Here is a 24,908-nt window from a genome sequence, read left to right on the forward strand (position 1 = left end):
TTTATTTTACCTTATTGAAAAATTTGCTCTATAATTGGTAGTTAAGTCGAATTAAGTGCAGGAGTGATAAAAATGACTGAAGCGAGAGTAGATCCAAGGATTCTTCGAACACGTAAACTAATTACAGATGCTTTTATAGAACTTTCAAGTAGGAAGGAATTCAAGGATATAACCGTCAAAGATATTACAACGGAGGCTATGATTAACCGGGCGACGTTCTATTATCACTTTGAAGATATTTACGACCTATTGGAACAGGCGTTATCGGATGTGTTATTAATTGATTTGAATTGTGCTACGTACCAAAATAAGGAGTTAAACAAGGAGACGCTTGTAGACATTTTTAAAGTCATCACCAATTTTCAAATGGCGTTGTCCAATCGCTGCCATAGGGGATATGAGGATACGATTGCTCGTATTATACGTGAACAGCTTGAGGTCATCTTTTATAAAATGTTGGTAAAACAGCAACCTGTCGAAGAAGACAATGGGATGAAGCTTACTGCAGCCATGTTAGGCTGGGGGCTTTACGGGGCTTCTGTAGAGTGGAAAAGGAATAGTGCAGTTCAACCGGAAGTGTACATCAAATCAGCGATTCCTTATATCCTTTCGGGAATCGGTCTTGATGTTCAAGAACAAAATTAATTAAGGGAGAATTGAAGTGCGTCACTTACGCTCTGAAAAAAATGAATTTCCCTAACTATGTTGATTAATGTTATAGTTAGAAAGTAAATTTAAGAAGTGAGTAGGTGAGCAAGATGATCGAAGTAAAGACATCTGCACTAAGTGACGGAGAATTCAACAGAGGGGTATTCGCAACTTGCGATATCCAAAAAGGTGCAATTATCCACGAAGCACCAGTAATAGCTTATCCTAATGATCAACATACACATATTGAGCATACCATTCTTGCCGATTACGCCTTTGAATATGGGGTGAATCATACCGCAATCCTTCTTGGATATGGAATGTTATTCAACCATTCATATACCCCGAATGCAACGTATGAAATCAGCTTTGAAAAACATACATTTGACTTTTATGCTTATAAAGATATAAAAGCGGGAGAAGAAATTCTTATCAATTATAATGGCGAAGTGGATGACAATGAACTACTATGGTTTGACCAATAATAAAAAAGGGTGGCAGTTGCCGATGTTAATCGGTGACTGCCACTTTTTTTAGATTTACACTCTTTTCAGTTCAATATTCGTAATTTCCTCTGCAACAGCGTTCGTAAAATCTTCGACAGTTTTTGGGACGAATGACTTGAGAATCGCATTAATCATAGGTCCCATAACCCCCTTTGCAGTTATGTCCAGATTCCCATGCATCACTGTAAGGGAATCCGAGGTCGTAGCTTCAGCTTTAAAAAAACCATTGCCGGCAAAGTTTTCATTCAAACCTTTTAAGTTGAAAGTGACAAGGGTCGGTTCCTTCCATTCAGTGATGTCAATTTGCAGCTTGACCGTTTTTTGCACAATGCCGATATCGCCTTTGAACGTCCATGTCGATTGCCTATCACCTACTATCTCATGCCCAACATACCCTGGGACGAGCGGCGCCCATCTATTCATATCACTGACGAAATCCCATATCTTCTCTATAGGTAGATCCAGTAACGTGCTATGAGTTCCACTTGGCACATCATTCCTCCTTTATCTAATAGAATGTTAACATCACTTATTTTACGCGAGAGGAGATTGTAGATATGCATGAGTGTCAAATATATGATCTATAGGGTACACGATTCGGAATTGTGTCAGTGCCTCTATCACTATGATATAATGGCCACCAACAATACATAATACGGAGGGGAACTATTGAATTTTATTCGTAACCGATTGGTGGAGTATGGGGTTGATGTGGCCTTCGTTGATACATTTGCACTTATCATCCTTGTAAGCTTTATCATGCTTCTTTGTATCATCGCGAATTTTGTGACGAAAAAAGTGATTATCCGATTCATCACCCATATTATTAAGAAACATAATATTAAGTGGGGCAATATTCTAATGGAACGGAAAGTGTTCCGTAGATTATCTCACTTTGTGCCTGCTATTATCATTTATTATTTTGCAGCATCTTTTCCTACTTACAAAATAGCAATCCAAACATTGGCACTGACGTATATCATGATTGTGGCATTCAGTGTTGTCAATCGCCTGTTAAGCGTGTTCAATGATATTTATCAAACTTATGAAATCTCAAAAACAAAGCCGATTAAAGGTTATATTCAAGTCGCTAAAATTATGATCATCATAATTGGTACCGTTTTGGTGATTGCCAATTTAATGGGGGAAAGCCCATTTATACTTCTTAGTGGGATTGGAGCCTTATCAGCGGTTTTCATGTTAGTTTTTAAAGATTCGCTATTAGGACTCGTAGCAGGGGTCCAGCTGTCCGCGACGGAAATGGTACGAGTCGGTGATTGGATTGAAATGCCGAAGTACGGAGCTAATGGAGATATCATTGATATTTCATTAAATACAGTAGCAGTCCGAAACTTTGACCAGACGGTGACGATGATTCCGAGTTACGCGCTCATTTCGGATTCATTCATCAACTGGCGCGGCATGCAGGAATCCGGCGGGCGACGCATTAAGCGAGCGTTGTTTATCGACACGTCAAGCATTCAGTTTTGCACAGAGGAAATGATTGAGCGTTATAAACAGATACACTACCTTCGGGATTATATTGTCAATCGTGAAAAAGAAATCGAGGAGTATAATCGTGTAAATAAGGTGGATCGCAGCAATATCGTCAACGGTAGGGCACTCACCAATATAGGGGTATTTCGGGCGTACATCAATGAATATATTAAACATCATCCCGGTATACATCAGGAAAAGACGTTGATGGTCCGTCAGTTGGCCCCTGGTGAACATGGTTTGCCAATCGAGATTTATGCTTTTGCGAACAGTATTCAATGGACAATTTATGAGACTGTGCAAGCTGATATTTTTGATCATCTTTTTGCGGTTGCAGGAGAGTTTGGGCTCCGCTTGTTTCAAAATCCGACTGGTAGTGATGTGAAAGCGTTGGGTCGTAAAGTGGATAGCGTGTGAATATCCCGTGTTGACAGGGATGGCACTTTATCTTTTTCTTGAAGGGCCAGTGAGTTGGGGGATTGCTTTATTCGGTGCGGTCATTTCGGCTGTAATTACTGCTTCGGTAATGAGATTTCTGCAGCCTGCTGGTATGCCGACAATGACATTTCCCTATATCGTGACAACATGCTTATCGGAAGTGTCCATACCGTGCTTTTGCCTTTCGGACTACCTGCCTTGACGATGCCGTTCGCTTTAAGTACTTCGATTTTTATAGGTGCACGGATGCTGATGCGGCACACCTGATAGGTCTCATTGCTAAAAATATGATGGTTCCTAATTGCTTTTGTTTAGGAAATCATCATATTTTTATTATATTATGTGTATTTACCGTCTTCTAAATAATCAATAATTGATAACGGCGTTAGGTAGTTGAGAAATACTACTAATTAATTAATATAATTCCGCCTGAGTTTAGTATGAGTTATACACCTTCACGACTCTGTAACTATTGATATAAAAGGTTTGTGATGAATCAAAGTGTATCAGTTGACAAAATACGACAACTAAATGATAATGAATATGTAATTAGAATTATTATAGTTAAGCAGCGGAGTTTACAACTTTTTTGTTGCATGGGTTAAGTTTTAATGAAATGACCCAAACTAACTATGATTAAATCAATAGGAGGAATTTTCACATGTCACTTATCGGAAAAGAAATACTACCATTTAAAGCATCTGCTTACAATAGCGGTTCAGGTGAGTTCATCGAACTTACTGAAGAGAACCTAAAAGGACAATGGAGTGTTGTTTGCTTCTACCCAGCGGATTTCACATTCGTTTGCCCAACAGAGCTTGGTGACCTACAAGAACAATATGCAACATTGAAATCACTTGGTGTTGAAGTTTACTCAGTTTCTACTGATACGCACTTCACTCATAAAGCATGGCACGACCACTCAGATGTAATCAGCAAACTTGAGTACATCATGATCGGCGACCCTTCACAAACAATTTCACGCAACTTCGACGTACTTGATGAAGAAGCAGGTCTTGCACAGCGTGGTACGTTCATCATCGATCCAGACGGTATCGTTCAAACAGCTGAAATCAATGCTGACGGTATCGGCCGCGATGCAAGCGTTCTTGTCGATAAAATTAAAGCTGCACAATACGTACGCAACAATCCAGGTGAAGTTTGCCCTGCAAAATGGAAAGAAGGCGAAGAAACACTTAAGCCAAGCCTTGACCTTGTAGGTAAAATCTAATTTCACTACATGAATCATAACAGGGACGGCCCCTCCCTTTTAAGGGAAAGGGGCCTCTTGTTTTTTATTGGATATCGGTGGATGTCTTAGATTTTGAATCGAGGCCAGCACGATAATGGACACACAACACGCACCTTAATTCGATTCAAAATCTAAAGCGTTCATGCCTGGTTTTTTAGAGATAAAGTACAATTTGAGGAGTAGATTACATGTTAGATGCAAATATAAAAGCACAGTTAGCTCAATATCTTGAATTGATGGAAGGCGATGTCCATCTGAAAGTTAGTGTCGGAGAAGACAAAGTGTCACGCGAGATGGCGACACTTGTCGATGAATTGGCAACTATGTCATCACACATTAAAGTAGAAATGGTAGATTTAGAAAGAACACCAAGCTTTAGTGTAAACCGTCCTGAAGAAGAAACGGGCATTGTATTTGCTGGTGTTCCACTTGGACATGAGTTCACGTCATTGGTGCTTGCTTTACTGCAAGTAAGTGGTAGGGCCCCAAAAGTCGATGATAAAGTGATCGAGCAAGTGAAAAATATTAAAGACACATTACATTTTGACTCATATATTAGCTTGAGCTGTCAAAACTGCCCTGAGGTAGTACAAGCACTTAACCTAATGAGCGTGCTGAACCCTAACATCACTCATACGATGATTGACGGTGCAGCGTTCAAGGAAGAAGTTGAAAGCAAAAACATTCTTGCAGTTCCAACTGTATACCTAAACGGCGAGCCGTTCTCGAATGGCCGTAAAACGATTGAAGAAATTCTTGCTGAACTTGGGAACGGTCCGGATGCATCTGAATTTGAGAATAAAGAACCGTTTGATGTACTTGTTGTCGGTGGTGGCCCAGCAGGAGCGAGCGCGGCAATTTACGCGGCACGTAAAGGGATTCGCACAGGTATTGTCGCAGAACGTTTCGGCGGACAGATCTTGGATACGGCTGCAATCGAAAACTTCATTAGTGTAAACCACACGGAAGGTCCAAGACTGGCAGCTGACCTTGAAGAACATGTGAAAGAATACAATATCGACATTATGAATTTAGTACGTGCAAAGCGTCTTGAAAAGAAAGGCCTTATCGAGATTGAATTGGAAAACGGAGCTGTTCTGAAGAGTAAATCCGTTATCCTTTCAACGGGAGCAAGCTGGAGAAATATCGGAGTTCCCGGAGAAAAAGAATTCAGAAATAAAGGCGTCGCGTACTGTGTGCACTGTGATGGTCCATTATTTGAAGGTAAAAACGTTGCAGTTGTTGGTGGCGGAAACTCCGGTATCGAAGCGGCTATCGACCTCGCAGGTTATACTACCCATGTAACAGTGATTGAATTCAATGATGAGTTGAAGGCGGATTCTGTTTTACAAGAGCGTCTACGCAGCTTGCCGAATGTCACTGTCGTAACGAATGCCCAAACGAAAGAGATTACAGGAACAGATAAAGTAAACGGTGTAACATATGTTGAGCGCGAAACAGGCGAAGAAAAGCATATCGAAATCTCTGGTATCTTCATCCAAATCGGTCTCGTACCAAATACGGATTGGCTTGGTGACTCCGTTGAGCGCAACAAATTCGGTGAGATCCTTACTGATAAGCGCGGTGCAACAAACGTCCCTGGCGTATTTGCAGCAGGGGACTGCTCGGACAGCCCATTCAAGCAAATTATCATCTCCATGGGATCAGGCGCAACAGCTTCTCTAGCTGCAGTTGATTATCTTGTGAGAAATTAATTGAATACACCAACCAACCGGTCATGGCCGGTTGGTTTTTTTACGTCCAGTTTTAGGATATCGGGCGGGTTCGGTGAGATATCGGTCAGTTTCACAAAGTTATTAAAGCGCTCGTATCGCAATGTAACTGCGCCGTATCACAACGTAAATCGCTCGTATCGCAATGTAAAGCGTACGTATCGCAATGTAACTGTCGTATCACAACATAAAGCGCTCGTATCACAATGTACCTGCGCCGTATCACAACGTAATGCGTCCGTATCGCAATGTAATCGTCGTATCACAACGTAACTGCGTCGTATCACAACGTAATGCGCTCGTATCGCAATGTAACCGTCGTATCACAACATAAAGCGCTCGTATCGCAATGTACCTGCATCGTATCACAACGTAAAGCGCTCGTATCGCAATGTACCTGTCGTATCACAACATAAAGCGCTCGTATCACAACATAAAGCGCTCGTATCGCAATGTACTTGCGTCGTATCACAATGTAAAGCGCTCGTATCGTAACGTAATCGGTTCGTATCGCAATGTAACCGCCGTATCACAACATATTCTCCTAACCTTTCTTCTCTTTGAAACTTAACAGAGTCTTCCAACGTATGGTAAATACAGATGTTTTCATAGAAGATAGGTATGACATTAAAACAAGGGGGATGCAAAATGTTCGGGATCATTTTTTCAGTTGCGTTGCTCATTGTACTGCCAATTGTGTTCATTGGGGTCCTGTGGAAAGCTAATTTTAAGACGAAGTTGGAATGGCTTTTGGATGTGCTGACTACGAGTGTGTTACTGATTTGGCTGTTCCAGTCGGGCAATTGGAGCTGGGTCGGTTATTTTTTCCGTTACTTATGGTTAGGTCTATTTATTGTAGCTTTAATGATTTCATGGAAAAAGATGCGCAGTTTGCCTTTCACTATAAAGTATGATAAAAACCAGAAAAGTTCAATTGGTATCCATGTGTTCCTTCTCTTAGTGTTCGGCGCGTATAACGTATTCATCTTTCCGAGTTACTCAGTCAATGAAGAATCAATTGAACTGGAATTTCCGCTCAGACAAGGAACTTATTATGTCGGTCATGGTGGAAATAGCACGCAAATGAATTACCATCATGCATATGAGAGTCAGAAGTTCGCGTTGGACATTCTGAAGTTGAATAAACTAGGAATACGTGCGAGTGGACTTTATCCAAAAGATTTATATAAATACGCCATTTACGGGGATGAACTATTCAGCCCGTGCAATGGAAAAGTCGTTGAATCGAGGAACGACCTACCGGACCTGACGCCTCCAGAAATGAATCCGGAAAATCCGGAAGGGAACTATGTTGCCTTGGTGTGCGAGCAGCATGAAGCTACGCTTTTCCTCGCACATATGCAAAAAGGAAGCGTTAAAGTTGTCGAGGGCGAAGAAGTGAAAACGGGTCAGCTGCTTGGTAAGGTCGGCAACTCCGGTAATACGAGTGAGCCTCATTTGCATATCCATGCTGAATTAGACGGAAAAGGCGTGCCAATTACGTTTAATGATCGGTTTTTGGTAAGAAACAGTTTAGTGAGGACTGGAAAGTGAAAATGGGTGCCTGCGATTTGTCGTTACGAATAGCAGGCACCCGTTTTAGGCAGGGGACATAGTATAAGGAGATTAGGATAATGAAAGGATTGAGAACAATTTATAATTACCCTACTATGATTCCTTACTATCTTGTCCCGATGACCACGCCCCAAGGGATGCCTGTTCAATGGCCACAGCCAAATACACAATGGCAAGCGGGCGGAAATATGTCGATTCCCCTGCAAGATTATGGACCAAACCCATTTGTTGTAAATATGAAGGTGGCAGCAATTCAAAACAATAATTATCGAACTGCATTGTGGACCGGGAAACATTTTCAAATGACGTTAATGAGCATCAATGTCGGGGACGATATAGGTTTGGAAATTCATCCGGATACAGACCAGCTCATCTATATTGAACAAGGCCAGGGGCTTGTTCAAATGGGACCAAGTAAGGATAATCTGAATTTCGTTCGAAACGCAACCGTGAATTCTGCGATAGTGGTTCCGGCTGGAACATGGCATAATGTTACAAATACTGGGCCTACACCGATGAAACTGTTTGTACTTTACGCGCCTCCGCACCATCCATTTGGCACAGTTCATCCAACAAAGGCGATAGCTGAGGAAGAAGAAAGACACGGTCAATGAACGAAACAGCCACCCATGCAATTCTATACTGCATAGGTGGCTGTTTTGTTGATGATAACTTCTTTTGTAGCTGTATTTTTAAAAGTAATTCTAAGGAATGGACCTTTGCAGGGGAAGAATGGGCCCTTGGAGAGAAGAATGGACCTTGGCGCAGAAAGAATGAGCTCTTGTAAAGAAGAATGGACCTTGGCATAGAAAGATTGGGCCCTTGTAGAAAATAATGGAGCCGGGCATAGAAAGAATGGACCTGTAAATAATGCACCTTATTCGATAATCAACACTCCAAGGAACTCAAGAATTTAAAAAATGGGCCAGCAGGGCACATTACTTAATAACAGCTTTTGACAAAGGAGAGTAGAGGCGAATTTGAAAATTTATCCTATCCATGCACTAAATATAAATCCAAAAGAATTCATTTCCATTCAGGAAAAGTTGGCGGAACAGTTAGATGTTAGCCAGCCACTACACCTTCATGATATCCAAACAGTCGCCGGTGTGGATGTGGCTTACACGAACTCGAATGGAATAGAGATGGGATTCTGTTATATCGCAGTTTTCGATCTCGCTACAATGGAAATTATAGACCATGCAGAGAGCAAGGGTCATATCACAGTTCCATACATACCGGGCTTTCTTGCATTCCGGGAGCTTCCATTGATACTAAAAGCGGCGGGCAATTTGAAAAATGCACCCGACCTCTTTCTATTTGACGGCAATGGAATACTGCATCCAAGGAGGATGGGAATCGCGACGCAAGCTTCATTTTTCCTTGGGACTCCGACAATTGGTATTGCAAAAACATTTTTTAAAGTGGGCGATTCGGAACTGACGGAACTCGGTTGGAAGAAAGGAAACTTCACAGACATCATTGAACACGGAGAAATAATCGGTAGAGTGCTTCGGACATCCGATGGCGTTAAACCGGTCTACATTTCCCCAGGTAATCAAATTGACATGGATTCATCTACGAAAATTGCCCTAACACTGTCGGGATCTGAAAGTCGATTGCCTATCCCTGTTCGGCAGCGGATATTGCGACAAGGGTCATGCGGAAAAATGGATTAATTGAACCTCATTAATCAAATTGCTCTTTCAAGTTCAGAAGCAAAAGCCAATATGACTACTGGAAGCACACACAGTTAGTCCTTGACGTCAGTGAAGGTTGGGGAACCAGTTTTTCACTTGATAGTGTTGAGGATAAGCATTTTATCATACAATCTCGAGTATTTACGGAAGCAGAGTATGAAGAAGTGAAAAAGCTTTTATACTAGTAAAAAACAGGACCTTTCCAAATGGACAGGTCCTCTCTTTTGATAGATATCATTTGCACCCCTGAATATCCCTTTCCAGCTCTTCGTAAAACCTAAATGATACTTTCCGCTCAAGGCGAAGCGCCATAATTAGACTAAACTTATGCATCCCCATCATGAGAAAGCCCGACAGAATTTGGTCGTAACGCGTGTTAACTGGCCAAGGCAATTCGATTGGAATGGTTGTTGCAAAAGAGGGACCACAAAGATGAGCGACGAGTTGAAGTAAAAGCGGGTTGCTTGAAATTCCTAACAAAGCGGTTCCGATGAATAGAAGGCAAGCCGGCGTGATAGCGATACCGCTAATGAAGGCATAACGTTTCAATTTACATGTACACCTTCTAAGCAAGGGAACTGGCGAGGCAATCGGAAGCCACATGCCAAATGAAAGAGCAAACAAAACAAACAAATAACAATATTTTAAAGCCGGATTACTCACTAAGGTTGAAAGAATGATAGGTGTGTGATAAAGAAAAAATAGGCCGGCGAATGTATAAAGGGGCATGTTTGTAGGGAAGCGGGGAATGTTCAACCATCTCGGTCTTTTTAAACGGGGTAGGATGTCTACCAACTGCTCTGGTATTCCTAATAAGACAAGTGGAGGAATAATGAAGTAAAGGATGCTCATTTGTATCATATGGAAGCTGAATGATAAGTGGCTGATTGTGGCGAATGGGCTACCGATAACAAGTTCCAACAATGCAAGGCCTGTTAAAAAAGTGATAGGTTGAAGTCGAGCAATCTCCTCTTTTGCATATCGATGGATGAAAAGAAGATATAAGGAAGAAATGCAGAACACGGCAATGAGAAGTGGCCAATGCCAAGTCAGTTGATTCGCAAGTAAAATATCCAAGCCTGCCACAAGTCTCCTCCCCTCTATGAGCTGCATAGTTAACTGTATGGGGAATCAGTATGATTTATGTCCATGCTATTGAAAAAACAGTACAGCTCCGAATAGAAGTGTCCTGTTTTATTCCTCTCAACTGTGGATTAATAACCCATTTCCTTCAAGACACGTGACAATGTCCGCAATCGCTCGCCGATTAATTCACCGTCATCACTTAACGCCTGATTGAACAACTGGATATCCTCTTTAATTTGATCGTTTTCTGTGCATACTTCGACTGTCATTGCATCCCTTTGCAGCCCGACACGTTTAATGACTGGATTTTCAGGATCATATAAATCTTCATATCGATAAGCGTCCTTGAAGTAAAGCTATGCCTCACATACTAAAATTGCAAGGTCAAGGACACGATGAAGCGGAAGTTCCTCTGATTGGCGAGACCATTTTCCTCATGTGATCTCCAAACTTTTGCAGAAATATCAACCTTTCCACGATCATTCCATTGTGCTAATCCAAGTGAAAGTCCTTGGGCATCCGTTTTGTAAGCCGTCCGTCCATCAATATTTGTACCTATAACGATTAATTGGTGTTGAAGAAAATGATTCATACATTGGGGCAAGTCATGTTATATGTTACAAATCAAGATCAAGCACGTAGCTTTTGGACGGGAAAATTGGGGTTTCGAGTAATCGGGGAAGAAGATAATGGACAAGGTTTCCGATGGATTGAGGTTTCTCCGGAAGCCGGGGGGACAAGTATCGTTATCCACAATAAAGAGTTCATCGCAAAAATGAGCCCTGAATTGAATCTTGGGACACCTTCGTTAATGTTCTTTACAGATAATGTTGACGAGTTATACGACGATCTTAAGAGCAAAGGTGTAAAGACCGGGGATCTAATGGAAATGCCAACAGGCAAACTTTTTAACTTTGCTGATGAAGAGGATAATTATTTTACTGTAATTGAAAAGAAGTAATATGTGAGGGCCAGTCACCAATCAGATTTGTGTTGGTGGCAGGCTTTTTTGCATTTTATCGGGGAGTTTTCGCCTTCAATGGGAAGTCATCGACAATCTACGGGAAGTCATCGGCATTCAATGGGAGGTCTTCGGTCTTTAACGGGAAGTCTCCGGCCTGATAAGCTTTCAAGTGATGTTCTCATTCCTGTGAGAAAAGGACCATACGTAGTCTTTTCCGCTTCGCTCTTGTAATATGAATGGTCCGTTGACAAGGTAGGAAAGATCATCGTATTAGGTTTCCCGGTATGAAAAACATGTGATTGAGGTAACTTACGAAAAGCTACCGGGGAATATCCAAAAGGACAATACATGACAGTGCCCTTGGGATTCTTTTTTGAAGTTCCCAAGGGCTCATATGTCTCATAGCTTGTTACGAAATTTATACGCCGTAGGCCGAACGGTAGTGTGAGAGGGAGTTAGTCGCCTCTTACTGCTCGATTTACAAACAATGTGTTCACAACATCACACTTACGTAATTGTTAATCTCAGGCCAATTTATTTTAACCTGTTCATCCATCCATTCAATTAACTCTGGTGATACGATAATTGCTTCTCCTCTTACTTTAGAATGTGGAAGTGTAGGGAACAGATAAGCCTTATCATCATCATCATCACTCCAGTATTCCCATGCAATACTGCGTTCAGGGAAATTAGAATGTACTTCTATATTAAAAATTAATCGTCCTTTGTTATTCAGATATTTATTAAATTTAACTACACCATCACCGGTTGCATCAATTTCTGAGTCATGAACAATATTTAAAAACCTTTTAATTTCCTTTTTATCTTCAATAATAATAGGTTGTATCTTATTTTTTATATGATACGGAGGAGAAATAACAATCTTTTCATGCAAATATGGATGATAGTAATATCCAGCAATACTCTTTCCGGATGAAAAATAGAACAAAATGAAGATAAGTAACAATGTAATGGATATTATACTTATTCTTTTTTTCATTATTTCCGCCTCCGGCTGGTTCTTAATTTACCATGCTTAATAACCTGCTATGAAATGGTTAACAACTACTTTTCCAGTCCTAAGAGGAAATGTATTAGTATATTCAAGCCAATGAACATTATAAACTATTTCAGCTTCGGCTTTGCTTGACCATATATTGTTTCCTCTTGATTGAATAAAGAAAGCAGCGAATACCCCTCCATCATGTAATTCGGAATCATAATAAGGCGCGTTAGAAGGCAAAGACTTTACACTGCTTAAATTATAGAAAGTCTTAGTACCTCTGTTTACAAATATATCTCCATTATCGCTTATTTCCCATGAGGAATTCGTGTTTCCTAAAACGTAACTAATCGCAATATCCCAAAGTGGGTTTAAGTCAGTGTATGCATTAACTATATTCCAAGCAGTCGATATAAGGCTTCCATTATTACTTGTAAGTGGATAAGCATTTGTAATAGAAGCGACATCTCTCTCTGTCCAACCCCAATTAACTGTGGCAGATGACACTGATGCGCCTAAAAAGCGATAATCACCGCTAAAAGATTTGTTAACCCCGTCAACATTTGGTAATACCCTAACATCAACTTCCCCATTGCTTTCTCCTAAATCCCTCGGTTCTCTAGCAAAAACATCTACAATAGCAACTGGTTCTGAAGCTGTTCCAGATTTTAAGCTTGAGGAATAGGTATATGAATATCCAGACCCCTCATATTTGAATTTTTTCCAGGTACTATTGGCTGTCTGACTTTCCTCAGGAACACTTTTAACGCTTTTAACGAAATCTTTTTCTAAGTATGAACTGTTTTCTTTTCCTTCGTCATTTTCTCTGTTATTCTGAATAATAATCTTCTGTTCTTTAAAAGGTACTCCAAATTTCAAGAAGGCGACTCCGTTTTCACTGTCTAAACTGCCAGCTGAGATGGTAGCATATGCATCTTGACCATTTTCACTGTACCAAAGTTGCATAGCTCCTGGAACAGTAGTATCACCAATTTCTAAATCTAAATATAGTAATCCCTGATATACAGTTTTATTGTCAATTTGTTCAGCTGTCAACATACCTTCTGCAATCATTGGAATTTCTTTGCCGTTCATCTTTAGAGAAGAATGTCCCATTACTCCAAACAGATTAACCTCCTCATCCTGTTGGGTTAATTTAAGATTTAAGTGCAGTTTGTTGTTTTTATCATTTCTGGTTGCATTTATACTTTTTTGATTCTTTAAATCAATATTAAGCTTTTCGAGGGTTTGTTTATTATTTTCAATATTTTTATTGATGTCAATTAAACTGTCATCTAGGTCCAACTTAAGATTTAATATAATGTTCTCGGAATTATTATTCAACTTGGCGAAGGTATTTGAAGCGAAACACGAAAATACAAGACTGAAAACAAGAAATAATGATATAAATTTTTTCATTTTTATCCTCCTTGTATATTAGTCATAAATTGGGAATGGGGAATAATACCCTGAAAAACTTGAATTTTGGAATCCGATGAGATTAAATTCCCAATGCACTTGAATTGTCCAATTGACATATTTCAACAAAAAACTTCTTAAAGATAACAACACCTCCCTTTTGTTAGATTCTTACATTTAAATAGTAGACATATTTTGATAAATAATCAATGATTCTTTTGTTGTATTATTTTAAGTAGTCGAATAGTTATTATAAAGTGAAAATTAAAAAATATTATATATACATTGTCAGTTCAATCAAATATAGTATTGGATTAAAGTATTTTAATTGAAATTTCGCTTGTAACAACATCAATATTTACATTGAAGTAAAATTATGATGCGGTTCGCCTTTATGTAAATGTAAGAAATCCAGCCAAATCAATTTCTTATAATTTATGCTTTTTATTTGTATTGGATTAAACGACATATATTTACTACTGAGATATAAGGAACTGATTAGGGGGAATTCCATGTACATTCCAAAACAATTCAAAGTCACAGATATGAATGAAGTCCTGAGTTTCATTCAAGAAAATTCTTTCGGTACGCTTGTCACGACAAGAAAAGGGAGACCGATTTCGACTCATTTGCCTTTCCAATTCATTAAAAAAGATGATGATTGGTATATTACTGGGCATATGGCGTATGGCAATCCGCAGTGGCGGACATTCGAAAATTGTGAGGAAGTCCTTGTCATGTTTCAAGGGTCGCATGCGTATGTCTCATCTTCCTGGTATTCGCATGAAAATGTACCGACGTGGAATTATCAAGCAGTTCATATGTATGGCAAAGCAAGCATTTTAACAAATGAAGAGTTGGTAGAGAATCTGACTATGTTGCTCAATAAATACGAGGGGCATCGTGAGAATCCTGTACTTTGGGCTACCCTTTCACTGAAACTCATCGAAAGCGAATTAAAAGGAAATATCGGTTTTAAGATAAAAGTAACTGAGATCCAAGCAGCATATAAATTAAGCCAAAACCGGAATGAAACCGATTATAACAACATTATCGAGAACTTACGGAATGAAGGAAATCCGCTTTCCAAGCAAGTGGCGGATCAAATAGAAAAGAAATGAAACTTGATGCCTGCCCCCGGCACAGAATTTTCCGGCGGCCGGCATCATTTTTGTAACCGATACAATCCGAGCGTCGTCTAACAGGTAAGGAAGGGGGGAGGACATGGGGCAGTTGGATTGGGAAGCTAAGGGCAGAGATGAGCAGATTGAATTTCTTATGGATGAATACGGGGAAAAGATAAAGCGGCTTGTCTATACATACGTAAAAGATCATCCTGCGGCAGAAGACTTAACGCAGGAGATATTCATAGCAATTTACTTGAAACTCAATTCATTCGAAGGGAAGTCCTCTATTAAAACATGGATCTACTCCATCGCGATTAATAAATGTAAAGATTACCTGAAGAGTTGGCATATGCGAAAGATCACTGTGCAGGAAAATATAAAAGATTTATTGAAATCAAGCCGACGAGGACCACACGATGAAGTACTTGAAAAGCTTGAAAGCGAGCAACTTGTCGATCTTGTTCTAAAATTAGCTGTGCCATATAGAGAAGTGATTTTACTTTATTACTATAAACATTTATCAATTAAAGAAGTAAGTGAGATTTTAGCCGTTAGCGAAAGTACAGTGAAAGTAAGGCTACACCGGGGAAGGGAGAAGTTGAGGATACCATTGGAACTAATGGAAAGAGGTGAGGTTAATGGATGAGAAGTTGAAAGGGTTAGAAGGAAAATTAGACAGAGTTATTTCGGATGACGATTATTTCACGGAACAGGATAAACGTCGGATTCGAAAAGGAATAAAGAATATGAAAAGCGGTGCCCCGGCGAAACGGTTCAATCCGTTGCCAGCGTTCCTCACTGCTATTTCCATCTGTGCGTTCCTCATCATATTAGGGGGGATTGCTGGTAAGGAGCTTGGTTTTTTCGCAACCGAAGATCCACAAGAAATCGACCCGTCATTGTCGTTGCCGACGGAAGAAGCTATCTATAAGAAGAATTTCATCAGGAAACGCTACACAATTGAAACGGGGCAGAAAGAGGTTCATTATCAAGACATTCACGGTGATACGGTCATTTGGTCGGGAGGCGAAGATGTTCCGGATTCCGGTTCTTTCGACTTTGAATTGTTTCAGTACAATATAGCAACCGAAAAATTTGACGAAACGTTTCAATCGGAGATAGCTGGGGAAGTAAGCGACGGGCAAGTGAATGATGATTGGATTACGTGGGTCGATTCCGGTACTGTAGACGACGAGTATGAATGGAGAATATATGCGCTGAACCGAAATACAAACGAGAAAAATCTTATCCGCCATTCTAAACAGGTTGCCGGCTATGGAACTCCGCTTATCGTGAATCCTCGCCTTTCCCTAAGCACACATGAAAACTTGTTGACATGGGTGGAGCCTGTAGCCGGGGAGGATAAAGTGGTAATTCAATTGTACAACCTGAATTCTCGTGAACTTGTGACGGTTGATGAAACCTCAAATCTTGGGACGTTCCCGCAAATTTCAAACCATTATCTTGTCTATTCCGACTTCAAAGCCGAGTTCCCCATCTATTCTCTGAATCGACGACAAGTGGATTTCAGGACAATGAATAAGTATGAACTTATGTTCCCGAAAGTAAACGATGAGTATATCGTTTGGCAGGAAAAGACCGAGACGAGTGAAACGAGGCTTGTCGTGATGCCTGCGGAGTACGGCAGGAAAGAAGCCGAAGTGTTTAAAGGGGATATCAACAGCTTCGAAATCGGGGACGACTTTGTTATTTGGGAAAGTGATCATAAAATCTATGTGTATTCACTTGTGCGGAAAGAAACTAAAATCATAGGTGAAGGTGAATTCCCTGCAATCCGCGGAAATATGGCCATCTGGCTATTGCCGAAAGAAGGCGGGGAGGATTCGGTGTTCCAAGTTGTTGAACTGAAGGCGCCAGAACTGACGGATGCTGAATACGGCTTTAACATTGATATTGACGAATTCGGCGAGCGGGATCTACGCATTGAAAGTGAAGTCGAAGCTGTTTTAGCAGACAAGGATTTATTCGAAGCAAAGTTAAAGGACACATTACATGGCGCTTATTTGAACGAAGAGGGTATCGCCGTAGTTGACTTTCAACATTTCGGTGAGTTAGTCGGTCGTTTATCATGGGATGAGCAAGTTGAACTCGTAGATGCCTTGAATGAAGCGGTTTTCAAGAATTCGAAAGTAAATAAAATATATTATACATTTGATGGTGCCTATAATTTATTCGACAGTTGGAGTGAACTGGAGAATGTGTTCCCAAGATGATCGTGAAGTCAATCAGCCTTCCGCCGAAGCAATTCGAAATTGCATCGGCGGCAGGCATTTTTTTTGCTATAATTAGGAAAAGGAAAGGGGAATGTATGATGATTAAATATCCTTATTTGCCGGACGGAGCAACTATCGGCATCACCGCACCATCATCCGGTGTGCAAACCGAACTCGAAGACATCGTAAAAGAGGCAATCGGACGAATGGAGTCGAAGGGCTTTCGTACAGTTGCCGGAGAAACGGTGTGGACACAAGATAAGGCGAAGTCAGCTCCAGCTTTAACACGTGCGAAGGAATTGAATTCGATGCTGCAAGATGAAGGGATCGATCTCATTTTTCCTCCATGGGGCGGGGAATTATTGATCGAAATCTTAGAGCATATTGAATTTGAAAAAGTACGTCCAAAGTGGATTTTAGGCTATTCGGACACAAGTGCGCTTCTTCTTGCATTGACGTTGAAAACAGGAATCGCAACTGCTCATGGAACGAACTTGGTCGATCTGCGTGGGGAACAATCCGACCCGACAACATCGATGTGGCTATCCGTATTGCAAACGGAATCCGGAGAATCAGTCACCCAATATTCCTCAGAAAACTACCAGAAGAAGTGGCAGCATGACAACCCATCACCATGGGTTTTCCATTTAACTGAAACAACAAAATGGAAGTCAATTTTTGAAGAACCTGTTGAGATGAAAGGTCGGCTATTAGGGGGCTGCGTTGACGTCATCCGGCATTTGATCGGGACGCCTTACGGGGATGTCGCATCATTCCAAGAGAATTTCACAAACAATGAGCCTATCATTTGGTACTTTGAGAACTGCGAACTAACTACAACTGACTTGCGTAGAACGCTTGTTCAGATGAAGTATGCAGGCTGGTTCGATAATTGCTCCGGCATTCTCTTTGGGAGAAGTCCTGCAAATCAGCCTGTGGGAAATTATGAAATTGAGGACGTTTACGAAGATCTTACCAAGGATTTAGGCATTCCAATCATATACGATATCGACTGCGGACATGTCCCACCTCAAATTACATTCATCAACGGAGCATCTGCCAAAGTAAATGTGGAAGATGGGAAGGGAACAATCGTTCAAACTTTCAACTAAAACTACAAATGACTGGAAGCAAGAAGATGAATTTCGATATAGAGGAATCACGTCAAATTGCCATTAGAGTACCGGAGCTCCGGAAAAAAGAATTGACTGCCAAGCTGACATTTGCTGAACAAAATGAACTGAATCAAATGATGGCAATCAAAGCGGAGAGATATCCGGACTTAACAGAACAGCAATATGCTGAGAATGTTAAATTGACGGCCATCCGGAACTTTACAATTAAAGAAGTCACAAAGAAAGGGTCACTCTTTCAAAAATTGCTCAAGCAGGAGAATAGAAAAGAATTTAGGATGCAAATCCTTAACGAAGATGAAGATGTCTCGTACTACATTTTACAGTTCACATTTGCTCTTGAACTACGTCAATTAATGGAAGACGTTGGACTTGGGCTTGATTGGCCAAAAATGCTACCAGTTGACGATTGTCTTTCCTACACGGATCCTCTTGAAGAGGACGACAAGGAATGGTTTGAAGCATTCCCGAATCCTGCTTGGTGTGCGGTTAGACTAAATGAGGCTCGAGATATTGAGGGAAAAGCCGCTGCGCATAGCAAGGAGATGGTCCAAGCGATCGATTGGCTGAAGACGCATTGGGAGAATGGTTTCTATATCTATGCTGACATTGATCCTATAGAAGATGACGAGTAAGGGCATCCTAATAATAGCGCAACTTTGTAACCCAAACCTATATTGGTCTGGGTTCTTTGTCATTTTTAAACAATAGGCTAAAACTAAACTGTTGACGTTCCCCAAAATGCGTGTTAAGATTTATCTTGAATTCGAGATAGTTTATGTTTATAGAATTCGTTGAGCAAAATATAATAATCGGGAAATTTTTTTGTCTCTATATCTCTAAATAAAGATATTTAAATATAATTACAAAAAAGGAGAGAGTCGAATGAACGGCTTAAAAGGTATTCACCACGTTACCGCCATTACAAGCAGCGCGGAAAAAAACTATGAGTTCTTCACTTATACATTGGGAATGCGCTTAGTGAAAAAAACAGTGAACCAAGATGATATCCAAACGTACCACTTGTTCTTTGCTGATGATAAAGGGGCAGCAGGTACGGATATGACATTTTTCGATTTTCCTAATATTCCGAAAGGGACACACGGGACAAATGAGATTTACAAAACGGCATTCCGTGTTCCTTCCGATGCGGCTTTGGATTATTGGGTGAAGCGTTTTGAGAAATATAACGTTAAAAATGACGGGATCAAAGAAGTGTTCGGTAAGAAGACCATTTCATTCGTTGACTTTGACGAGCAACAGTATATGTTGATCTCTGATGAGAACAACAAAGGTGTGGCATCCGGTACACCTTGGCAAAATGGTCCTGTTCCTCTTGAATTCGCAATTACTGGACTGGGGCCACTCCATATACGAATCGCGGAATTCGATTACTTTAAAAAAGTGCTTGAGACAGCGATGGAGTTCAAAGAAATCGCGATCGAAGGACCATTGCATTTATTCGAAGTTGGTGAAGGCGGAAACGGTGCACAAGTCATTGTGGAACATAACATTATGTTGCCAAATGGGCGCCAAGGATTTGGTACAGTGCACCATGCCGCGTTCCGAGTAGAAGATACAAACACATTGAACGCATGGAACGACCGTTTGAGACAATTTGGTTTCAATACATCTGGATATATTGACCGTTTCTTTTTTGAATCGATTTATGCACGTGTAGCCCCGGGTATCCTATTCGAATTGGCAACGGATGGTCCTGGTTTCATGGGTGATGAGCCGTATGAAACAGTAGGAGAAAAGCTATCGCTGCCACCATTCCTTGAAGGAAAACGGGAGCAAATTGAAAGATTGGTAAGACCAATCGATACTGTTCGCAGCACGCGCAACATTGAAAAAGAATACTTGTAAGGAGGTGAAAGAGAAACAATGGGATTTTTTGATAAGCTATTTGGAAGACAACAAGAGGAGGAAACAACAATGACAAATTTAAATATAGGTATTATTTTAGGATCAACACGTGAGGGACGCGTAAGTCCACAAGTTGGAGCATGGGTAAAAGAATTGGCTGACAAACGTGGAGATGCAAACTACACAATTATCGATATCGCGGATTATAAACTACCATTATTAGGTGAAGGCGAAGCAACAGGTGCGGCAGCATGGTCTGAAATCATCGCAAAACAAGACGGTTTCGTATTCATCGTTCAAGAATACAACCACTCCATCACTGGGGCACTTAAAAACGCATTGGATTACTTGCGTGAAGAGTGGAACAACAAGGCTGCGGGTATCGTTTCATACGGTTCAGTAGGCGGAGCTCGTGCGGCAGAACACCTACGTGGTATTTTAGGAGAATTATTAGTCGCGGATGTTCGCGTACACCCAGCACTATCTTTATTCACAGATTTTGAAAACTACACAGAGTTCAAACCGGCTGAAGTACAAGCGAATTCTGTAAACGAAATGTTGGACCAAGTTGTTCCTTGGGCAACAGCATTGAAAACAATTCGTCAATAATCTTTCAAAAACACAAAATGTGCACCTCGCACATTTTGTGTTTTTACATAACTTTAACTAAAAAACATCAGGTAAACCAATAGAGCGGGTATTGATGCCGCCATTAAAAAAATGGTCATACTTGCCAATTTATTGCCGGAACTCCAAATCAATCGCCCGTAAGATAGCGTATAAACCATCACATATAGAAACAGGAATACCAAGGGAATTGGCAAAACAATCAATCCCCCGGTCCAGTTTTTTGAGGTTTTAATAGGCTGCCGAAACTTTCAATTGTAATTTCAAAATCTACTTTTACATCTGCATCACGGTATTTTTCCTGCCAATCGTATTTTATGAATTCATCCATTGTCCAGAATTCACGGCGTGCTTCTTCATACCAGACGAAAGGTTCGGCACCAAATTCTTCTTTTGTTTTTTTGATTAGGCTCGAAATTTTCTCTTCGAGCTCTTTTTTGATTTCCTCTTTTAATAGCGCTTGGTTTTTCTCATTGTTAGCGTAATCAATTAAACTTGGTATTGAGAGGACTTGAACTTTCAATGGCACTGTGACAAACACTTCTGGAGGTTCCGTTTTAACATTTATTTTAACTTTTGAACGTTCTTCCTTTCCCACCCTAGCGGAAATTCTAAGGCCCTCCATTTTGGGGTCGATGAAAGTATCGATATAGTGATGAGTTTTACTTTTTTCGCGCAACAGAAGCGAATTTCTTGTTTCCTCACCGGTTAAAACACCAATCATCTTACCGTTTTTTAATACTGCAGAACCGATCATTTGAACAGGATCCCCCTCTTTTTGTGGAACCTGTCCGGCCTTATAATTATCGGAACTTTCCCGGAATCTTTCATCCCTTTCCGAGGTTGCATAAATAGCTAAAAATAAGGCGTTTGAGCTTCTCTGAAAATAACGATTCAAATCGGAAATCGGAACGAAACCCGTATCCTTCCATCTGTCGCTCATGAAAGCATAATATTTATGGGGACGCGTTTCCATTTTCGAATGATTGTTATTTATAAATTTGCGTGCACTCTCCTTGCTCACAATCATAATGATTTTTCTTCTTACTTCCGGATCACGCATAGAAGAAGCCATAATATGGTGAAAGTAATCGCTTTTTGCAAAAGTTTCTCCAACAATGATAGTTTCCACCTGTGAAAGATCAATTTGCCTTGAAACAATACTATTTGCCAATTCTTTTGCGGATAAAATATCTGTCGCAGTTATAGTTATGATGTCACTGGGCGGCTCGTTTGGTGCCGTAGCTAAGCTGGAAGATCCGACTTGAGGATTTTCGATTTGAAACGTCACATCAACCATATGATCTTTTTCGCTTTTATCGATTCCTATTACGACGGCATATCCTCTTTCTTCCAATTCGCTTTTATCCCAACATCCTACAAGAATGAGTGAAACGGGGAGCAACAAGAAAAATAGTTTAAGCAGTTTCATTTTTCATCCTTCCTTTTCTACGATGCAAAATCCATAAAACGAACGGGAAAAGCATTAGGATTATTGAGCTTGTTTGGATTAAAGATTCTCTAAGAGCATTCCCTACAAAAATATTTGGCGATATCAATCCGGTCAATACTGAAATTGCTGTTAACGGTAGCAACAAAAGCTCGAACTCATCTATTTGCAAAGCTTTTGATAAGAAATAGGCCGATAAATATAAGTAAAGTGAAAAGTGAATTGCTGAAGCAACCGTCCAGATTGCCAAGTATACGGATTCAAGATGGCTAATTGTCCCGATAGTTGCCAATCGATTCACTTGTTGAAAAGGATATGCTATATTTTGAACAGCAGGATAGTCAAAAACTACCACATATACGATCATGAATATAACAAGTGATAGAACCGAAATTATCCACCCAAACAAAGAGCCCCATTGCAAATCTTTGTACTTTTTGATAAACGGGTATAGTACAAGCAGGAATATGCTTTCGCCATAAATAGAACTATGGACAGCACTTTCTTTTAGTATTGGTATCAAACCCGGACCTGCAATCGGAAAAATACGGCTGAATGATATTTCCTCCCATACAAAGCCTATAAGAGCAAACATTAAAATTAACATTATAGGCGTAAAAATCCAAGCAGTCCTTGCGATATTTTCTAATCCTCGCTTCGCTATGTACAAGCTTGCCCCCATTAACATGACATAAAGGTATGAAACCGGGGTTTTCGGATAAAACATTGTGTTGAAAATATCTGTATAGTTCCTGCTATTGATTACAGTTGCGCTGAAAATAATGATGAAAAATAGTATCATGATAAAGGTTCCAACTCGTTTTCCCATAAGTGTAAGTACGAGCTCTGTAAGTCCTGTATTCCGTCTTTTCATTATCCCTAACAAAATAAGGAAGGGAATCAACATAAATAGAAAAGAAATTATAGGCATCATCCAAGCGGCATTCTTCCCGTGTTTAAGTAGCAAGTCTGGAGTTGTGTCCATGACTTGAACGGCATAAAAAAATATGAAGACACCCATTAATTCTCTTTTTCGTATTTTGCCGTTGCTTACCTTAATCATCAGCAGAACCCACTTTCGATGCATTCCCCCTTTTATTATTTTTGCTATTCGAGTAGAAAGGGAACAATGCTTGTTTCCACACGGGAGGACGGAAAATCAAGCCTTTTGGTGACTGAAAATAAGGAGCGTAAGGGGCTAAAAATGGGACATTGAATGATTTTAAAGAAACCATGTAAGCAAATAGGCAGGCAGTAGCTAAAAATATCCCGAAAAAGCCCATGAAATTTGCGATGAAAATAAAACCAAAACGAAGAAGTCTTATCATGAAGTTTAAATTCAAATCCTGGATTACGAAAGATGACAAACCCGTTATCGCTACAACGATGACAAGAATTGGACTGACAAGGTTTGCTTGGACAGCGGCTTGGCCTAATATTAATGCTCCTACGATACCAATCGTCGGGCCGATTACCGAAGGGATTCGAATACCTGCTTCCCTTAGAATTTCAAAAACGATTTCCAGTAAAATGATTTCCCATAAAACCGGAATTGGAACGACTTCCCTTGTCGCAGCGATAGCAAACAAAAGATCTGGAGGCAACATCTCAATGTGAAAAGTACTAACCGCCAAGTAAATTGCGGGTGTATATAGAGCTATAAAAATAGAAATTAGACTAATAATTCGGGTGAAGTTCGCATACGCCCAGCGAAGGTATTGGTCTTCAATCGTATGGAATAAATTCCAGAAAGTTACGGGAACGATTAGGGCATATGGTGCACTATTCATTAACAACACAATATGACCATTTAAAAGAAATGAACATGCTCGATCAGGTCGTTCGGTTAAAAGTGTTGACGGGACTAATGAATAAGTTCTGCTTTCTATATATTGTTCTAATATAGAAAGGTTTTGTACCAAATCACTTTCTATCTCATTGATCTTTTTTTTCACATCTTTCAAGAGTTCCTCATCAACAACACCCTTTAGATAAATAATGGAAACTTCTTTTACAATCTTATTTCCAATGGATATTGATTCGCAAAGTAACCGATTATCATTTATCTGTTTTCGGATTAATGACTGATTGACAGCCATTGATTCGTTAAATGATTCTTTCGGTCCCCTAACTACGTTCTCAACTGTAGGTTCACTTACACCTCTATTTTCAAAACCAGTCGTTGCAGCAGAGATGACTCCATGTTCACCTTCAAAAAGAATTAAGGTGTTACCGCCCAACAAATCTTTAACAGCATCTTGTAGTTTCTCTACTTGCTTTGTACCCGTCGTGAAAACTATAGTCTCCTCGATTATAGACATGATATCGCCGTCTTCAGGGATGTCAGTAATTTTTATTAGAGGACCAATAATAGTTTCCTCAATTGCTTTTGTATCGACAGTGCCTTCAAGAAATAAAATGACTCCTTTTTTTGCCCCTGACAGAATAGTCAGGTCCCGGATTTTAAGTGATTGATTGGTCGGATAAGAAAATGCTTCTTTTATAAGAGATAGATTCTTTTCAAAGTCATAGGAAAAGGGTTGAGTCAAGTTCTTTTGATCGTTCGAAGGGTTACTATTTTTGGGCGCTCCCACTCTAACTCCTCCATTTATATGTCGGTTATGAATAGTTCTTGTCGAAATTCAGG

Annotated in this window: 24 protein-coding genes and 2 pseudogenes; 18 read left to right on the plus strand and 8 right to left on the minus strand. The window is 40.2% G+C overall.

The genetic code is table 11. The annotated features are described in order from the left end of the window. Positions 1-72: 72 nt before the first annotated feature. Both NSQ43_RS05005 and NSQ43_RS05010 read left to right on the plus strand, forming a co-directional pair. Positions 73-645 carry a TetR/AcrR family transcriptional regulator gene (locus NSQ43_RS05005; protein ID WP_339253568.1) on the plus strand — a complete coding sequence of 191 codons (573 nt, stop codon included), beginning with the start codon at positions 73-75 and terminating at the stop codon, positions 643-645. A 113-nt stretch (positions 646-758) separates the two neighbouring features. Then, on the plus strand, positions 759-1,133 hold the full coding sequence (locus tag NSQ43_RS05010; protein WP_339253570.1) for an SET domain-containing protein: 375 nt from the start codon (positions 759-761) through the stop codon (positions 1,131-1,133). A 54-nt stretch (positions 1,134-1,187) separates the two neighbouring features. Here NSQ43_RS05010 and NSQ43_RS05015 read toward each other — a convergent pair whose 3' ends face one another. Further along, positions 1,188-1,646 carry an SRPBCC family protein gene (locus NSQ43_RS05015; RefSeq protein WP_339253572.1) on the minus strand — a complete coding sequence of 153 codons (459 nt, stop codon included), beginning with the start codon at positions 1,644-1,646 and terminating at the stop codon, positions 1,188-1,190. Positions 1,647-1,823: 177 nt separating this feature from the next. Between NSQ43_RS05015 and NSQ43_RS05020 the strand changes: the two genes are divergently transcribed. The 8 genes and pseudogenes from NSQ43_RS05020 to NSQ43_RS05055 all read left to right on the plus strand — a co-directional run. Then, on the plus strand, positions 1,824-3,068 hold the full coding sequence (locus tag NSQ43_RS05020) for a mechanosensitive ion channel domain-containing protein (RefSeq protein WP_339253574.1): 1,245 nt from the start codon (positions 1,824-1,826) through the stop codon (positions 3,066-3,068). Positions 3,069-3,087: 19 nt separating this feature from the next. Then, positions 3,088-3,291 carry an urea transporter gene (locus NSQ43_RS05025; protein ID WP_339254806.1) on the plus strand — a complete coding sequence of 68 codons (204 nt, stop codon included), beginning with the start codon at positions 3,088-3,090 and terminating at the stop codon, positions 3,289-3,291. 459 nt (positions 3,292-3,750) lie between these two features. Beyond that, positions 3,751-4,320: an alkyl hydroperoxide reductase subunit C gene (gene ahpC / locus NSQ43_RS05030; protein WP_339253576.1), complete on the plus strand. Its 570-nt coding sequence runs from the start codon at positions 3,751-3,753 to the stop codon at positions 4,318-4,320. A 209-nt stretch (positions 4,321-4,529) separates the two neighbouring features. Then, the gene (gene ahpF, locus NSQ43_RS05035) at positions 4,530-6,056 is read left to right on the plus strand and encodes an alkyl hydroperoxide reductase subunit F (RefSeq protein ID WP_339253578.1); all 1,527 of its coding nucleotides are present in this window, start codon (positions 4,530-4,532) and stop codon (positions 6,054-6,056) included. A 666-nt stretch (positions 6,057-6,722) separates the two neighbouring features. Further along, positions 6,723-7,628, plus strand: a complete 906-nt coding sequence (locus NSQ43_RS05040; RefSeq protein ID WP_339253580.1) for a M23 family metallopeptidase — start codon at positions 6,723-6,725, stop codon at positions 7,626-7,628. Between the two features lie 140 nt (positions 7,629-7,768). After that, entirely contained in the window at positions 7,769-8,263 is a 495-nt protein-coding gene (locus tag NSQ43_RS05045; protein ID WP_339254808.1) for a cupin domain-containing protein, read from the plus strand. 366 nt (positions 8,264-8,629) lie between these two features. After that, a complete protein-coding gene (locus NSQ43_RS05050) occupies positions 8,630-9,328 on the plus strand; it encodes an endonuclease V (RefSeq protein ID WP_339253582.1) in 699 nt (232 codons plus the stop codon). A gap of 44 nt (positions 9,329-9,372) precedes the next feature. Beyond that, a pseudogene (locus NSQ43_RS05055) lies at positions 9,373-9,534 on the plus strand (DUF779 domain-containing protein); the annotation flags it as partial. A gap of 49 nt (positions 9,535-9,583) precedes the next feature. Here the strand turns inward: NSQ43_RS05055 and NSQ43_RS05060 are convergent. Beyond that, positions 9,584-10,435 (minus strand): cytochrome c oxidase assembly protein, encoded by an 852-nt coding sequence (locus tag NSQ43_RS05060; RefSeq protein WP_339253584.1) that lies wholly within the window; start codon positions 10,433-10,435, stop codon positions 9,584-9,586. Positions 10,436-10,563: 128 nt separating this feature from the next. Further along, positions 10,564-11,027: pseudogene (locus NSQ43_RS05065) on the minus strand (DUF6530 family protein). On the opposite strand from NSQ43_RS05065, the gene NSQ43_RS05070 reads away from it, so the two are divergent. Further along, positions 11,019-11,396 carry a VOC family protein gene (locus tag NSQ43_RS05070; protein WP_339253586.1) on the plus strand — a complete coding sequence of 126 codons (378 nt, stop codon included), beginning with the start codon at positions 11,019-11,021 and terminating at the stop codon, positions 11,394-11,396. The pseudogene NSQ43_RS05065 and the gene NSQ43_RS05070 sit on opposite strands and share 9 nt — an antisense overlap. 496 nt (positions 11,397-11,892) lie before the next feature. Here the strand turns inward: NSQ43_RS05070 and NSQ43_RS05075 are convergent, their stop codons facing one another. Then, positions 11,893-12,399, minus strand: coding sequence for a hypothetical protein (locus NSQ43_RS05075; protein ID WP_339253588.1), 507 nt, complete (start codon positions 12,397-12,399; stop codon positions 11,893-11,895). Positions 12,400-12,435: 36 nt separating this feature from the next. Next, positions 12,436-13,821, minus strand: a complete 1,386-nt coding sequence (locus NSQ43_RS05080) for a hypothetical protein (RefSeq protein WP_339253590.1) — start codon at positions 13,819-13,821, stop codon at positions 12,436-12,438. 512 nt (positions 13,822-14,333) lie between these two features. Between NSQ43_RS05080 and NSQ43_RS05085 the strand changes: the two genes are divergently transcribed. From NSQ43_RS05085 to NSQ43_RS05115, 7 genes are all read left to right on the plus strand, one after another. Continuing rightward, the gene (locus tag NSQ43_RS05085) at positions 14,334-14,942 is read left to right on the plus strand and encodes an FMN-binding negative transcriptional regulator (RefSeq protein WP_339253592.1); all 609 of its coding nucleotides are present in this window, start codon (positions 14,334-14,336) and stop codon (positions 14,940-14,942) included. Positions 14,943-15,045: 103 nt separating this feature from the next. Then, positions 15,046-15,594: a sigma-70 family RNA polymerase sigma factor gene (locus tag NSQ43_RS05090; protein ID WP_339253594.1), complete on the plus strand. Its 549-nt coding sequence runs from the start codon at positions 15,046-15,048 to the stop codon at positions 15,592-15,594. Then, complete coding sequence (locus tag NSQ43_RS05095; RefSeq protein WP_339253596.1) at positions 15,587-17,182, plus strand: hypothetical protein; 1,596 nt, start codon at positions 15,587-15,589, stop codon at positions 17,180-17,182. The genes NSQ43_RS05090 and NSQ43_RS05095 overlap by 8 nt, the downstream gene beginning before the upstream one ends. A 98-nt stretch (positions 17,183-17,280) precedes the next feature. Then, positions 17,281-18,294, plus strand: a complete 1,014-nt coding sequence (locus NSQ43_RS05100) for a S66 peptidase family protein (protein WP_339253598.1) — start codon at positions 17,281-17,283, stop codon at positions 18,292-18,294. Positions 18,295-18,320: 26 nt separating this feature from the next. Beyond that, entirely contained in the window at positions 18,321-18,950 is a 630-nt protein-coding gene (locus NSQ43_RS05105; RefSeq protein ID WP_339253600.1) for a hypothetical protein, read from the plus strand. Between the two features lie 250 nt (positions 18,951-19,200). Beyond that, positions 19,201-20,184, plus strand: a complete 984-nt coding sequence (locus NSQ43_RS05110) for a ring-cleaving dioxygenase (RefSeq protein ID WP_339253602.1) — start codon at positions 19,201-19,203, stop codon at positions 20,182-20,184. 18 nt (positions 20,185-20,202) lie between these two features. Next, positions 20,203-20,793: an NADPH-dependent FMN reductase gene (locus NSQ43_RS05115; protein ID WP_339253604.1), complete on the plus strand. Its 591-nt coding sequence runs from the start codon at positions 20,203-20,205 to the stop codon at positions 20,791-20,793. Between the two features lie 220 nt (positions 20,794-21,013). Here the strand turns inward: NSQ43_RS05115 and NSQ43_RS05120 are convergent, their stop codons facing one another. From NSQ43_RS05120 to NSQ43_RS05130, 3 genes are read right to left on the minus strand one after another with little or no spacing between them, the layout of a single operon-like run. Beyond that, the gene (locus NSQ43_RS05120) at positions 21,014-22,243 is read right to left on the minus strand and encodes a Ger(x)C family spore germination protein (RefSeq protein WP_339253606.1); all 1,230 of its coding nucleotides are present in this window, start codon (positions 22,241-22,243) and stop codon (positions 21,014-21,016) included. Next, positions 22,230-23,324, minus strand: coding sequence for an endospore germination permease (locus tag NSQ43_RS05125; protein WP_339253608.1), 1,095 nt, complete (start codon positions 23,322-23,324; stop codon positions 22,230-22,232). The genes NSQ43_RS05120 and NSQ43_RS05125 overlap by 14 nt, the downstream gene beginning before the upstream one ends. Continuing rightward, complete coding sequence (locus NSQ43_RS05130) at positions 23,317-24,855, minus strand: spore germination protein (protein WP_339253610.1); 1,539 nt, start codon at positions 24,853-24,855, stop codon at positions 23,317-23,319. Before NSQ43_RS05130 ends, NSQ43_RS05125 begins: the two co-directional genes overlap by 8 nt. Between the last annotated feature and the right edge of the window lie 53 nt (positions 24,856-24,908).

Origin of the sequence: Sporosarcina sp. FSL W8-0480, assembly GCF_037963765.1 — a bacterium.
In the GTDB taxonomy this organism is placed as follows: Bacteria; Bacillota; Bacilli; order Bacillales_A; family Planococcaceae; genus Sporosarcina.